This is a genomic window from Mucilaginibacter sp. GW822-FHT03E02 (assembly GCF_058801545.1).
The window spans coordinates 2,378,588-2,390,926 of sequence record NZ_JBXANJ010000001.1 but is presented as its reverse complement, the minus strand read 5'-3'; the positions used below and the strand labels follow the sequence as shown (position 1 = coordinate 2,390,926).

Annotated in this window: 13 protein-coding genes; 10 read left to right on the top strand and 3 right to left on the bottom strand. The window is 41.8% G+C overall.

Going from position 1 to position 12,339, the window contains the following annotated elements; all coding sequences use genetic code 11:
• Positions 1-5 precede the first annotated feature (5 nt).
• Both AC1RM2_RS10065 and AC1RM2_RS10060 read left to right on the top strand, forming a co-directional pair.
• The gene (locus AC1RM2_RS10065; RefSeq protein ID WP_492984977.1) at positions 6-1,361 is read left to right on the top strand and encodes a RagB/SusD family nutrient uptake outer membrane protein; all 1,356 of its coding nucleotides are present in this window, start codon (positions 6-8) and stop codon (positions 1,359-1,361) included.
• A gap of 42 nt (positions 1,362-1,403) precedes the next feature.
• Positions 1,404-2,750: a TlpA family protein disulfide reductase gene (locus tag AC1RM2_RS10060; RefSeq protein ID WP_492984976.1), complete on the top strand. Its 1,347-nt coding sequence runs from the start codon at positions 1,404-1,406 to the stop codon at positions 2,748-2,750.
• Between the two features lie 27 nt (positions 2,751-2,777).
• On the opposite strand, the gene AC1RM2_RS10055 is transcribed toward AC1RM2_RS10060, so the two are convergent.
• From AC1RM2_RS10055 to AC1RM2_RS10045, 3 genes are all read right to left on the bottom strand, one after another.
• A complete protein-coding gene (locus AC1RM2_RS10055; protein WP_492984975.1) occupies positions 2,778-3,056 on the bottom strand; it encodes a hypothetical protein in 279 nt (92 codons plus the stop codon).
• Positions 3,057-3,109: 53 nt separating this feature from the next.
• Positions 3,110-3,589 carry a MauE/DoxX family redox-associated membrane protein gene (locus tag AC1RM2_RS10050; RefSeq protein ID WP_492984974.1) on the bottom strand — a complete coding sequence of 160 codons (480 nt, stop codon included), beginning with the start codon at positions 3,587-3,589 and terminating at the stop codon, positions 3,110-3,112.
• Positions 3,590-3,733: 144 nt separating this feature from the next.
• Positions 3,734-4,300 carry a Crp/Fnr family transcriptional regulator gene (locus AC1RM2_RS10045; protein WP_492984973.1) on the bottom strand — a complete coding sequence of 189 codons (567 nt, stop codon included), beginning with the start codon at positions 4,298-4,300 and terminating at the stop codon, positions 3,734-3,736.
• A 187-nt stretch (positions 4,301-4,487) separates the two neighbouring features.
• Between AC1RM2_RS10045 and AC1RM2_RS10040 the strand changes: the two genes are divergently transcribed.
• The 8 genes from AC1RM2_RS10040 to AC1RM2_RS10005 all read left to right on the top strand — a co-directional run bounded on the left by AC1RM2_RS10040 (position 4,488) and on the right by AC1RM2_RS10005 (position 12,337).
• A complete protein-coding gene (locus AC1RM2_RS10040; RefSeq protein WP_492984972.1) occupies positions 4,488-5,756 on the top strand; it encodes an aminotransferase class I/II-fold pyridoxal phosphate-dependent enzyme in 1,269 nt (422 codons plus the stop codon).
• A 34-nt stretch (positions 5,757-5,790) separates the two neighbouring features.
• Positions 5,791-6,369, top strand: a complete 579-nt coding sequence (locus tag AC1RM2_RS10035; RefSeq protein ID WP_492984971.1) for a GNAT family N-acetyltransferase — start codon at positions 5,791-5,793, stop codon at positions 6,367-6,369.
• Between the two features lie 8 nt (positions 6,370-6,377).
• Positions 6,378-7,295: a helix-turn-helix transcriptional regulator gene (locus AC1RM2_RS10030; RefSeq protein WP_492984970.1), complete on the top strand. Its 918-nt coding sequence runs from the start codon at positions 6,378-6,380 to the stop codon at positions 7,293-7,295.
• Positions 7,296-7,526: 231 nt separating this feature from the next.
• Entirely contained in the window at positions 7,527-8,429 is a 903-nt protein-coding gene (locus tag AC1RM2_RS10025; RefSeq protein WP_492984969.1) for an RteC domain-containing protein, read from the top strand.
• Between the two features lie 133 nt (positions 8,430-8,562).
• Positions 8,563-9,135 carry a hypothetical protein gene (locus AC1RM2_RS10020; protein WP_492984968.1) on the top strand — a complete coding sequence of 191 codons (573 nt, stop codon included), beginning with the start codon at positions 8,563-8,565 and terminating at the stop codon, positions 9,133-9,135.
• Positions 9,136-9,259: 124 nt separating this feature from the next.
• A complete protein-coding gene (locus AC1RM2_RS10015) occupies positions 9,260-9,538 on the top strand; it encodes a DUF4134 domain-containing protein (protein ID WP_492988241.1) in 279 nt (92 codons plus the stop codon).
• 11 nt (positions 9,539-9,549) lie between these two features.
• Positions 9,550-9,885, top strand: a complete 336-nt coding sequence (locus AC1RM2_RS10010) for a DUF4133 domain-containing protein (protein WP_492984967.1) — start codon at positions 9,550-9,552, stop codon at positions 9,883-9,885.
• Positions 9,869-12,337: a TraG family conjugative transposon ATPase gene (locus tag AC1RM2_RS10005; protein ID WP_492984966.1), complete on the top strand. Its 2,469-nt coding sequence runs from the start codon at positions 9,869-9,871 to the stop codon at positions 12,335-12,337. Before AC1RM2_RS10010 ends, AC1RM2_RS10005 begins: the two co-directional genes overlap by 17 nt.
• Positions 12,338-12,339 lie beyond the last annotated feature (2 nt).

Here is a 12,339-nt window from a genome sequence, read left to right as displayed (position 1 = left end):
TTTATATGAAAAAGTTATTATACATTCTCATTGGCCTGTTTCCACTGTTTTTTAGTTGTAAAAAAATGGTTGAGGTGGGCACACCCGAAAATCAATTGACCACCGACAAAATATTTTTGGATACCGCCTCGGCAATAGCGGCTGTCGTGAACATTTATGCTCTTTTTGACAATACCATTGACCCTAATTATAACAAATATCTTGGCATTTATACCGACGAACTAAGTTATCCGGCTTCCAGTTCTTTCTCAGTCGAGTTTAACAAAAGTAGACTCACGTCGGTCAATGGAATTGTTTCTAATATGTGGAGCAATTATTATTTTATCATTTATTCCTGTAATCAGGTCATTGAACAATTACAACAAAATACAAAGATACCGCCAAGTAGGGCTGTGACCTTAGTCGGGGAAGCTAAATTTCTACGGGCATACGCCAACTTTTACCTGGTCAATACTTTCGGGCCAGTTCCGTTGATCCTTACAACAAACGTTAACCAAACCGGGAAAGCGACGAGAACTGATTCCGTCACGATTTACAGGCAAATAGTTCAGGATCTCAAGGACGCGCAAAACAGCCTCCCGGAAACTTACACAGGAGCGGAAAAAGTCAGAGCGAATAAATGGGCTGCTACAGCTATGTTGGCTCGTGTTTATCTATATCAAAGAGACTGGGCGGGCGCCTCAGCGTTGGCGACAATTGTAATTAATTCCGCGCTATACCCTTTGTCGCCTGCCCCATCAGACGTATTTCTTGCTGGGAGTAATGAAGCGATACTCCAATTCTGGACAACAAACGGATACATTACGGACGCAGTGTCATTGATACCCACTTCAGGAGTGCCTACATACCCCGTGTCTACTAATCTGCTATCGGCCTTTGAACCAGGAGACCTCCGTATGATCTCATGGATAGGCGCTATAACCGTTACATCCGGCGGTAATCCTAAAACTTATTATTACCCTTATAAATACAATAACCGGGCAGGCAATAGCGGCTCATCTGAATATTTAATGGCTTTAAGGGTCGCTGAACAATACCTAATCAGGGCCGAGGCTAATGCAGAGCAGGGAAATATTCCGGCTTCAGTACAAGACCTAAATATTATTCGCAAACGTGCAGGCTTAGCGGATCTGTCCACAGGATTGAGTCAAAGTGCCTGTATACATGCAGTCATGAAGGAATGGCGAATAGAGTTCTGTCTGGAATGGGGGCACCGTTTTTTGGATCTAAAAAGGACAGGTAGCTTAAATGCGGTGATGAATGCCTATAAGCCAACCTGGCTTCCTACAGCTACATTATTTCCAATACCCCAAAAGGAATTGAGTTATAACGCTTTCCTTACTCAAAACGCAGGCTATTGATCGATTATTAACAGCGCCTTATTGCGCATTATCCCAATAAATATGAAAGTTAAGTTCCACTTATTGTTATGCAGTTGGTTTCTACTGGCTGCAAACTTTATTTATGCACAAACAAAGACCAGCTCATTAAAAATAGGCGATAAAATACCCGACTTGGTTTTAACCGGTTTGCTGAAGCAATCTAATATGATGCACTTGTCCAAATTACACAGCCAGGACTTACTGATTATCAACTTTTGGGCTACCTGGTGTGTACCCTGTATAAGGGAACTAACAAAATTGGATTCTCTGGTAGCGGCTTATCCCGGAAAACTAAAGGTTTTATCGGTCGCTTATGAACCGGAGCAAACGGTAAACACTTTCTTTAAAAAACATCCGGAAATATCAACGGCACATTTGATCGTCACTACAGGAGATAAAATACTGATTGAATATTTTAAACATCAGGTGCTACCACATAATATCTGGATTGATAAGAACGGCATCGTTAAAAATATAACTGGAGAGGAAGAAATCAGTGCTGAAAATGTAGAACGCTTTTTTAGTCACAAGTTAGAAACGGAGGACAAGGTAGACCACCCCGATTTTGACCCTTATAAACCCTTTCACCTGAAAGACAGCGATTTTCTATATCGTTCCATACTGACAGGGTTTACAGACGGCATTGTGGGTGGAGTTGCCTCTCGGATGGGGTGGCACCATCCCACAGAAAGATGGTTCAACCGGTTTTTTGTCTTTAATGTATCCAAGCAACAGTTTTTATGGGCTACGTTAAACCGGCTACAATCAGTCAAGGACTATTATGAGATTATGCGGATTGAAACTAAGGATTCCACACGTTTTTTCTGGCCAGAACAATGCCCTCAATCCTTTAAAAACTCGAAATATACTTCGCGTTCTGACTGGAAAAGGTCAAATTTATATTGTTACGAATTAACACTTCCCGAGGCTATGAAGGACAGTAGTTTTTTTCTGATGATACAAAATGACTTGCAAAGGATATTCCAGGTAGATATTTCTGTTAAAAAAGAACGGATACCAACTTGTCTCCTAAAGCTTCACCGAAGAATGTTATTTAAAAGGCCGTTGAACGATAGTTCATATATTGACCTTACCGCTACAAGGCTGAAAGCGCACAATATTACGCTCTTGCATCTATTTAATTTTTTAAACGAAAACGTAAAACAGGATTTGAACGCGAAGCCAATTGATCCACCTTTTATCGACCAAACCGGTATTAATCATCCTATCGACCTGGAAATAAACTTTACTGGAGGCCGACCAAACTATGAAGCAATCAAGGCCATGATCAGCGAGGAGTATGGCATTCGAGGGGAAATTAACGAAAAGGATTATCCAATCATCATTGTAAAGGATTTAGTGCAATAAGCACTAAATCCTAATGGTGAAGTGAAATTAATGAAAAAAAATAGTTGCAGACGTTGGTCCAGGACCGCTAACTTTGGTACCGGCAGCGCAGATATTGGTACCGGTATTACAGCCATAATTAGCGGTCGCGGTGGAAACAGTTGCATTATCCAATTCTGTACCAGGATTTTTTGGCGCATTACTGGCCCCATTCCAGTCGTAAAGGGTATCAACGGGTTTTGAGGCATGGGCTGTTTGGGTAAGTAATGCCCCGGAAATACCGGCCACCAATGCGATGGCAAGCATACTTGTTTTGAACTTTTTCATGATGTTAAATGTAGTTTTAATTAACCGTTAGTTCCAGGCAACGGCTTACCTGCTTACGCGCGTGAAAGATTTTTCATATTATCCGGCAGCTTTTCAGTCCGGGTACGGTTTTGTTTTCTACTTATCCTGATAGCGACTATTCCCAAAGCGATAAAAACAGCATTGAATACCAAATGTGCCTGCCAGCTCATGGTGGAAATAATCCCGCCGCAGGTACATGGCAGGTGACGGCCAGTTAGTAGCATCGCCGTGATGTAAATTTCAAAAAGGGACAAAAGCGCTACCGATGCTGTGAGTAATTTATGGAGCAACTGGGGCATGAATAGCCCCAGACTTAAACCAATGACAAGCAGCGTTTCTAACATCGGAACAAGCCAGCCCAATATAGGAGCTAACCAACCCATTATAGGAACTGGTGCAAGCCTCATCTGGAACACAAATTTATTATAGTCCAGTAATTTGCTTGAGGCAGTATACGCAAATAATATGATCAATAATAAAGTAATGACTTCTTGAATAGCGGCTTTTTTCATAGAATGATCTTTTGGTGAAGTCAAAAGTAAGGTGTTAGACATTCCCTGTCTATGCCATCTGACGCAGTTTGAATGGTCATTTTCTATTATTTTACTGTTTAAATAACCTGAACAATTGTTCATTTGCCGTTTGTTCTACAGATGTTAATGTTTGGCAATTAGCCTGTTTAATGTTTCCCTGCTCATATGTAAATATGAAGCTATCATCCTTGAGGGAACTTTCTGGAAGAGCATATTATTAGTCTTCTTCAGGTGGCGATATCGCTCATCTGTCGGAAGTGCAATGAGGCTTTGTCTTTGATATTCTTCTTTCTGAAAGCGAAGCAGCAGGCTTTTGATTAGGACCGACACTTCACTATACAGGTCATCAAGTTGATGCAAATCCTCATAACTCAGCGTAATGAGTTTTGATGCAGCCATGATTTCGATATAAAAGTAACAAGGCACTTTATAATAACCTTCATAGGAAAATACAATGTCTCCAGGTTGTCGGAACTTGACCGTATGTTCCTGACCATCTTTATCATAAAAATAGTCTCTTGCAAAACCTGATTCTATGAAATAAATCCTGTTTTCCATTTGCCCCGCTGCGTGCAGTACCTGGTGAGGAACGTACTGTTCCTGAACCACCCTTTCCAGTAACGCATTCCGGAAGGCAGATGAAACCGTGGTAATGCCGGTTAATAGATCGAATAAAGGCTGTTTATCCATACGCTCCAGAAAATGGTTATTTATGGTTAAGCCTGCAAAGTAAATTCACATTTATACCACAAACCGTGAGTTAGCTATAAATATTCCGTTTTAGTTCATTTTTATTTAGTCAAAGTTTAACAACTCACACTTTTAAGTCTTTTTGTAGCCTACTTTTAAGGCTGAACCTCCTATATATGACATGCTTATGAAGATAATCGATTTTGAAAAAGCAAGCTTTAAGGATTTTGAAAACATTGAAGGGCAAGATATTTATACAACCGCGCTGGAATTTGAAGAATATCTTAATTTTCTAAAAGTTAATGGGCATTTAAATTACCGGATTGAATCCCTGTCGCCATGTGGGCCTGAAATGGATTTATTATTGCCAGGAGATTGTGACCCAACACGTTCGGTGTGCTTGGTTTCCAATGACTATCTTGGTTTTAGCCAGCATCCTAAAATTAAGAAAGCAGTTATTGAGGGAATTGAAAAATTCGGAACAGGTTCCGGAGCGTCTCCGGCAATTGGAGGGCATTTTGTATATCATCAGCAATTAGAAAATAAAATTGCGGCATTTTATAAAAGAAAGGATGCCATCCTATATACGACCGGATATACAGCCAATAGCGCCACATTGCAATGCCTGCTATGCAAAGAAGATATCACCATTTTAGATATGGCCGTTCATGCCAGCGTATATGAAGGTTGTGTAAATACCACAACAGTAAAAACATTTCTTCACAATGATCTCAATGCACTGGAATTAGCACTTAAAAATGCGCAGTATGCATATCGTACAAAGTTTGTTGTGGTCGATGGTGTTTACAGCCAGGATGGTGATTTAGCACCTTTGGATAGAATAGCTGAACTTACCCACAGATACGGCGCAAAACTGGTGGTCGACGATGCGCATGGCATTGGTGTAATTGGAGATACAGGCCGGGGTGTTATAGAAATGTATAATTTATACGATCAGGTAGATATCATTACCGGGACGTTTAGCAAGGCACTTGGTAATATTGGAGGCTATGTGATCGCAAACCCGGAAATTATTACTTACCTCAAATTCCAATCGAAACAGCATTTATTTTCCACAACGGCTACTCCCGCAGTTATGGGCATTTTGAAGGCGATTGACTTGATCGATGAAGAGCCATTTTGGAGAACTAAACTTTGGGAAAATATAGAATATATTAGAAACGGGCTGGTCGACCTGGGATTTGATGTAGGGACTACAGCATCAGCTGTTATTCCTGTTAAGATCGGCGATATTTCCAAGACCCTTGAAGCTGGAAGATTATTACTAAAGTCAGGGATATATACTAATCCCATTATGTACCCGGCTGTTGCCAAGAAAAACGCCAGGATCAGGTTAAACATTATGGCAGGTCATACCCGGGAGCAATTGGATAAAGTTTTAAATGCTTTTGCAAATGTAGATCAACAACTGCATCTTTCTAACAGGTATGATTAATTAAGATGCAGGTTATTTCTTTAAATTGAAAAACATGAAAAAAGCTACCATTATTGACAAATCTTTGGTTGTGGATCTGCTCACTGCCTCTTTTGTCGAAAATCAGAGTGTGAATTATATTATCCAACAAAATGATAAACGATCAAAGCATATCCTTGCGCTAATGGATTACTCTTTTGAGGTCTGTTCTTTATTTGGTGACGTGTGGTTATCCGATGACCGCAAGGCTTGCGCGCTTGTACTCTATCCCCAACAGAAAAAAACGACATTGAAAGTTATTCTACTTGACATCGGACTAATTTTCCGGGCCATAGGCATAAGTGGTATCCAAAAAACCCTTGATCGTGAAGCAAGGATCAAAAAATTACAACCTAAAGAGAAAATGGCTTATCTCTGGTTTATTGGTGTTAACACAGCAGATCAACATCAGGGAATTGGCACTAAACTGCTAAAAGAAGTAATTGCGGATGCTGATAGGAAAAATCTGCCGGTTTATCTGGAAACATCTACTGTTAAAAACCTGCCTTGGTATGACCGGTTTGGGTTTAAAGTTTATAATGAATTGGAATTGGGTTATACCTTATTTTTCCTAAAACGTGAACCAGATAAATAACTACGACCATGCTGGTTTTCGGAACGCAAATTCATATTGTCACCTTCATTTTTATAGTGCTGGAAACGGGCATGTTTATTTTCCAGTTCTTTTATTATCTGTTTCGGCCAAAGGACATGCCGCGCAAATGGTATTTAATTTTACTGGGGCTGATGCTTTTCTATAACATAACCGGAGGGTTGTTCCCAGACTCGAAAATCAATATTCCTATTAGCCTCCAGATGATGGTTGCTTACGGAAGTGGCTTTTTGATGGCCGCTTACTTTCCTTTTTATTTCTATAAAGCCTTTGAACTGGATTCATTGCGCTGGCACGCCCTGGTCGGGGTCCCGCTGTTCCTTTTTTTACCCTATGTTATTTTTTTTGTCATCGACTATGCGATTAACGGGAATCTGAATGCCGATATCAAATATGGAATGATCGTCCCTTTTTTTTATGCTATCGTTCTGCTTTGGGTAATGTTTCGTGCGATTAGCCAAAAACATCAATTAGATAGGAATAACAATCAACGTCTGGAAGAAATCGCGATGTACTGGGCCATTACGCCCTGGGCTGCTTTGGCTTTTTTCGGGTTGGTGGAAAGCAGCCAATTAGTTGAAGTGCTATGCACTAATACGGGAATAATAGGTATCACCTTTCTGTTTATATGGAAATCCATTAAAAGCGCAAGGCTTGAATTTGAGCGGCTCCAGGAGCTGGCCCTGCAAGAAAACGGGAATACGATTTTTGAAGATATGTGCCACTACTACCGGCTAACTAATCGCGAGATTGAAATCGTTTTATTGGTCCGTCAGGGATTAACCTATAAGGAGATTTCAGAAAAACTTTTTATAGCAGGGAAAACCGTTGATAACCATGTGCAAAATATTTATGAAAAAACCGGTGCTACAAATAAAGTTTCGTTGATTCATAAGCTCCACATTTAAATATCCCAACCTGTCTCGTCTAAATAGGGCGTTTTCCCTATTATCATAAAATGGGGTTCTTACCCTATTTTCCTGAATCACAGGCTTCCTGACTTTTGCATTAACAATTAAAAATATTGGCTAACATGAAAATAATTGCTTATGGAAAAATGTTACGCGCATCCTGTTAGGTGAAAAGTTGTTGCCAGTGAACGGGCGAAACAGGGTTTTACTTTAATCCATAATATCCAAATGATCCAGGAAATCTCTAACCGGTTGCTCAGGCAACTGGAAAACGATCTGGAGCAAACTTGTGCTCAGATCAGGGACCCACTGCAAAGATTGACGACGGTCCTAAAACTTATTCGCGAGGCTTTGAAAAGGCTAAGAGTTCATGTTGGCGATCTCAAATTCAAAGACAAAGCAGAAGAAATTCCGATTTTCAAATACATCAAGCCTTCCTTTTACCAATGGCAAATTTATTACACAGAATTATACAATATCGAAACCTCTCTGCCGCTTGGTGATGCTGAAAAACAGGCTGGTTTTCTTGAGCAAGAGTTGTTGTACATCGAGCGCTTTTTTCGACAATATGCTTTTCTGTACCAGTATTTCCGGCTGAACGCAACCGAGTTAGATAATCTGTATTTTGTAAGAGGTGCTGAAATACAAAGTATCCTTTTACCCGAAGTACCCGACCTCAATCCCGAATTTTCCACCAGTTGTGATTACCTGTTTTCCAAATTTAAGGCTTTTGAGGCTTTAAAAGAGTGGTTACTGGAAAGGCTGTTGCTGCTCAGAAAAAAGAACATCGATCCGCAACAATTTGCTGGCAGTTTACAGGTGGGTAATATGAATTGGACAGGTGATACTATCGACCTGGCAGAAGTGGGTTTGGGCTTTTATCATACGGGTAAACTCAATAACGGCACCGCAGGTTTAGGCGAGATCTTCCGCTGGCTGGAAGAAACTTTTCATGTCAATATCGGCGTACCAGCCAAACGTTTTGCCGAATTGCGGAAAAGAAAACGCCTAAGCCGTACCCGTTACCTCAACGAAATGCGCGACAGTCTCAATCTAAAGATGGAAAATGAGGACGAGTACATCCCGACAGGTAGGAAAAAGAGTAATTCAGCCATTAATGGCGATGACTAAATAATTGTTTTAAAGCCGATTGTAACTTATTTTAAAGTACTACCGAGGCTTACCTAATCAAAAATTTGGCTTCCGGCAACCTTTGCTTTTGTAATCCCTGCCGTAATGGAGCGGCAGGGTAAAAGCGAATGTTATGTTAAAACATTTCACCTGGCAGCAGTTTTTGATCTCTGCCTTAGTACTCAGTATCATCTGGTACACGGTTGTTATCCTGTTGTTTTACCGGCAAAGGATACGGGATTATTTAGAAGGCAAACAAAAAACGGGTGGCCCGCCGGAACCTTTGGGACATGCCTGGGACGAGGAGTTTGAAGACGAACCTATAAATGACGATGGCGACCTGATGGGTAAGTCTGCCTTACCGAAAGGCATGACCAGGTTAAGCATGGCGCAATTCGGTTTTGCGCCGCGGGTAAAAGAACCGGAAGAAAATGGGAAAGAGGGTTTTAAAAACGAGGACGCAGATGAGGGACGCGAAAGGCAGCAAAGTGTCGTGCCTGATGTACTGGAAGAACTGAAAAGCATCTTTCATATCCTGGAAACAGAGCAAGGCACCAAGCAAGATTTTATTTCTCTGTTTGGTTTGGTCAGTGCAAAGTATCCGAATATCAAAGGTACACCGAACCAGCAGGCGCTGAACGACTATATCCGCGAGAACGTGCTTTTCCCGATCTCGGATAAAGAACTCGACAATTTGTGGAACTAATGTTAACCCTAAAAATCTTTCAATCATGTTAAAATCGATCAAATCCCATATTCAATCCGTGAAAGCCGCTTTCACTAACCATATCCCTTATACCCCAAAACAACAGGCGCTGCTCAAAACCTTAATGTTTGCCGCCTTACTGGTAACCACTAATTATTGTTTTGGTCAGGACGGAAATTCCGGTATAAATTCCGCAACCACGCAGGTCAAAAGCTATTTCGACAGCGGGTGCAACCTGATGTATGCCATTGGTGCCGTTGTCGGCATCATCGGTGCTATTAAGGTCTTTAATAAGTGGAATGCAGGCGAGCCGGACACCAACAAAGTAGCGGCGGCCTGGTTCGGCTCCTGCGTGTTTTTAGTTGTTGTGGCAACGGTATTAAAATCATTTTTCGGACTATAAAATCAGTACTTATGTCAGTTTACCAGATCAATAAAGGGGTATCAAAACCAATTGTCTTTAAGGGCCTCAAAGCGCAATACATCGCTTACCTGGCCATAGGCCTGGTGTTGCTACTAATCAGCTTTGCTATCCTCTATATCTGCGGGTTGAGCCTTTGGATTATCCTACCGGTGATCTTCGGTTTAGGTGCTGCGCTATGTTTTACCGTGTTCCGCTTAAGTCATCATTTTGGCGAACATGGCCTGTCGAAACACTTCGCCAAAAAGCAATTGCCTGATTTTCTCAAATGCAATTCCAGGCGGGTATTCATCAATTTATCTAATAACCATCATGGGAATGAACATTAATAAAATTTTGCCCCTAACCAAAGTGGAGAACGGTACGATACTGTCGGCTCACGGCGATATTACGGTTGCCTACGAAGTTGGCTTACCTGAAATCTTTACGCTTTCCGACCGGGACTATGAAGCTTATCACCAGGCATGGGTTAAAGCCATTAGATTGTTACCACAAGGTTCCATCTTCCACAAACAGGATTGGTTCACTGAAAGCAGCTTTAAAGCAGACTTTGAAAAGGCAGGCAAGAGTTTTCTTTCACGTTCAAGCGAACGGTTCTTTAACGAGCGCGAATGTTTGGAACATCGCTGCTATATTTTCCTTACTCAAAAACCCAAGGACAGGAAATTAGCCAGTTCGGCCTACAGCAATATCCTGCGTAAAAGCATCGTTCCGCAGCAAACAATTAATCCTGTCTTATTTAAGGACTTTTCGGATAGCGCCGGGCAATTCGAGCGGATATTAAAAGACAGCGGCTTTGTGACTTTAAACAAGTTGAACGATGATGAACTGGCCGGAACGACAGCGCAAGCCGGAATTATTGAGCGTTATTGCTTTTTAGAAGCATCAGGCGCACAGCCGGTATTGCAGGACATTCATATCAAAGATGCGATCAGAGTCGGTAAGAACCATTGTGAACTCTATACGCTCTCGGATGTGGAAGACCTGCCAGCGCTTTGCGGCAGTCGTATCAATTATGATAAATATAGCACCGACCGCACCAAATTCAGTATAGGCTTTGCTTCACCATTGGGCCAGTTGCTGCCTTGCAATCATATTTTGAACCAGTATGTATTTATCGAGGACGGTCAAAAAACCATCAAACGGCTTGAAGCAAAAAAATTAAGGCTGCAATCCTTATCCGGCTATTCCCGCGAAAATGCCATCAGCCGCGATGCAGTCAATGATTTTCTGAATGAGGCCATTGGCCAGCAGCGATTACCGATCAAAGCCCATTTTAATGTACTGGCATGGTCGGATGATGCGCACAAGGTTAAAGACCTGAAAAACCTGGTATCGTCCGCAATGGCGCAAATGGATGCGACCGCCAAACAAGAAACAGACGGTGCGCCGCAAATATGGTTTGCCGGAATGCCGGGCAATGAGGCCAATTTTCCGATGAATGACACATTCGACACGTTCATTGAACAGGCTGCCTGCTTTTTTAATCTCGAAACGAATTACCGTAACAGTATCAGCCCTTTTGGTATGCGCATGGGCGACCGCTTAACGGGCAAGCCTGTTCATGTAGATATATCCGACGAGCCGATGAAATTAGGCTATACCACCAACCGCAATAAATTCATCTTAGGGCCGAGTGGTAGCGGTAAATCATTCTTCACCAACCACATGATCCGCAGCTATTATGAACAGGGCGCGCATGTCGTATTGGTCGATGTAGGCCATAGCTATAAAGGGCTTTGTGACTTGGTAGGCGGTTATTATTTTACTTACTCGGAAAGCGACCCGATCAAATTCAATCCTTTCTATCTGACCGAGGGTGATGTGCTGGATACCGAGAAAAAAGAAAGCATCAAAACCCTGTTGTTGTCGCTTTGGAAAAAAGATGATGAAAGCTTTAAACGTAGTGAGTATGTGGCGCTATCCAATGCGCTGACCGGATATTTTGACCTATTAGCCAAACGGCCCGATGTATTTCCCTGCTTTAACACTTTCTATGAATACCTGATGGAAGAATATATGCAGGTTTTGGAAGACGGTAAGGTAAAAGAAAAAGATTTTGACATCGGCAATTTTCTTTATGTGCTGAACCCTTATTACCGTGGCGGCGAGTTTGATTACCTGTTAAACGCCAGTGAAAACCTCGACCTGCTGAACCAACCCTTTATTGTTATAGAACTGGATAACATCAAGGACCACCCGATTTTATTCCCGGTCGTAACGCTGGTATTGATGGAGATGTTCATCAGCAAAATGCGCAAGCTAAAGGGCATTAGGAAAGTCTTGCTTATTGAAGAATGCTGGAAAGCGATTGCCAAAGACGGCATGGCCGAGTACATAAAATACCTCTTTAAAACGGTTAGAAAGTTCTTTGGTGAGGCTATCGTGGTAACACAGGAAGTCGAGGATATTATTTCTTCACCAATTGTTAAGCAGGCCATTATTAATAACAGCGATTGCAAGATACTGCTTGACCAAAGCAAGTACCAGAACAAGTTTGACGCGATACAGGAATTATTGGGCCTGACCGAAAAAGAAAAGGCGCAGATACTTTCCATGAACCGCGCCAATGACCCTAAACGCAAATACAAAGAGGTATTTATCAGTTTGGGCGGCCAGTATTCAAAAGTTTACCGCACAGAAGTTAGCCTCAGCGAATACCTGGCCTATACCACCGAAGAAAGCGAAAAGGTCAAAGTACAGCAATACGCCAAGAAATACGGCAGCATACAGAAAGGTATCGCGATGCTGGCCATAGAACTCACCAATAAAAATAACTGATT

What these genes read in the sequence shown, in the direction of transcription:
- AC1RM2_RS10050 (WP_492984974.1), bottom strand. Translation starts at nt 3,589, where the DNA reads ATGAAAAAAGCCGCTATTCAAGAAGTCATTACTTTATTATTGATCATA.
- AC1RM2_RS10040 (WP_492984972.1), top strand. Translation starts at nt 4,488, where the DNA reads ATGAAGATAATCGATTTTGAAAAAGCAAGCTTTAAGGATTTTGAAAAC.
- AC1RM2_RS10030 (WP_492984970.1), top strand. Translation starts at nt 6,378, where the DNA reads ATGCTGGTTTTCGGAACGCAAATTCATATTGTCACCTTCATTTTTATA.
- AC1RM2_RS10020 (WP_492984968.1), top strand. Translation starts at nt 8,563, where the DNA reads ATGTTAAAACATTTCACCTGGCAGCAGTTTTTGATCTCTGCCTTAGTA.
- AC1RM2_RS10005 (WP_492984966.1), top strand. Translation starts at nt 9,869, where the DNA reads ATGGGAATGAACATTAATAAAATTTTGCCCCTAACCAAAGTGGAGAAC.
- AC1RM2_RS10015 (WP_492988241.1), top strand. Translation starts at nt 9,260, where the DNA reads ATGTTTGCCGCCTTACTGGTAACCACTAATTATTGTTTTGGTCAGGAC.
- AC1RM2_RS10045 (WP_492984973.1), bottom strand. Translation starts at nt 4,300, where the DNA reads ATGGATAAACAGCCTTTATTCGATCTATTAACCGGCATTACCACGGTT.
- AC1RM2_RS10055 (WP_492984975.1), bottom strand. Translation starts at nt 3,056, where the DNA reads ATGAAAAAGTTCAAAACAAGTATGCTTGCCATCGCATTGGTGGCCGGT.
- AC1RM2_RS10010 (WP_492984967.1), top strand. Translation starts at nt 9,550, where the DNA reads ATGTCAGTTTACCAGATCAATAAAGGGGTATCAAAACCAATTGTCTTT.
- AC1RM2_RS10065 (WP_492984977.1), top strand. Translation starts at nt 6, where the DNA reads ATGAAAAAGTTATTATACATTCTCATTGGCCTGTTTCCACTGTTTTTT.
- AC1RM2_RS10025 (WP_492984969.1), top strand. Translation starts at nt 7,527, where the DNA reads ATGATCCAGGAAATCTCTAACCGGTTGCTCAGGCAACTGGAAAACGAT.
- AC1RM2_RS10060 (WP_492984976.1), top strand. Translation starts at nt 1,404, where the DNA reads ATGAAAGTTAAGTTCCACTTATTGTTATGCAGTTGGTTTCTACTGGCT.
- AC1RM2_RS10035 (WP_492984971.1), top strand. Translation starts at nt 5,791, where the DNA reads ATGAAAAAAGCTACCATTATTGACAAATCTTTGGTTGTGGATCTGCTC.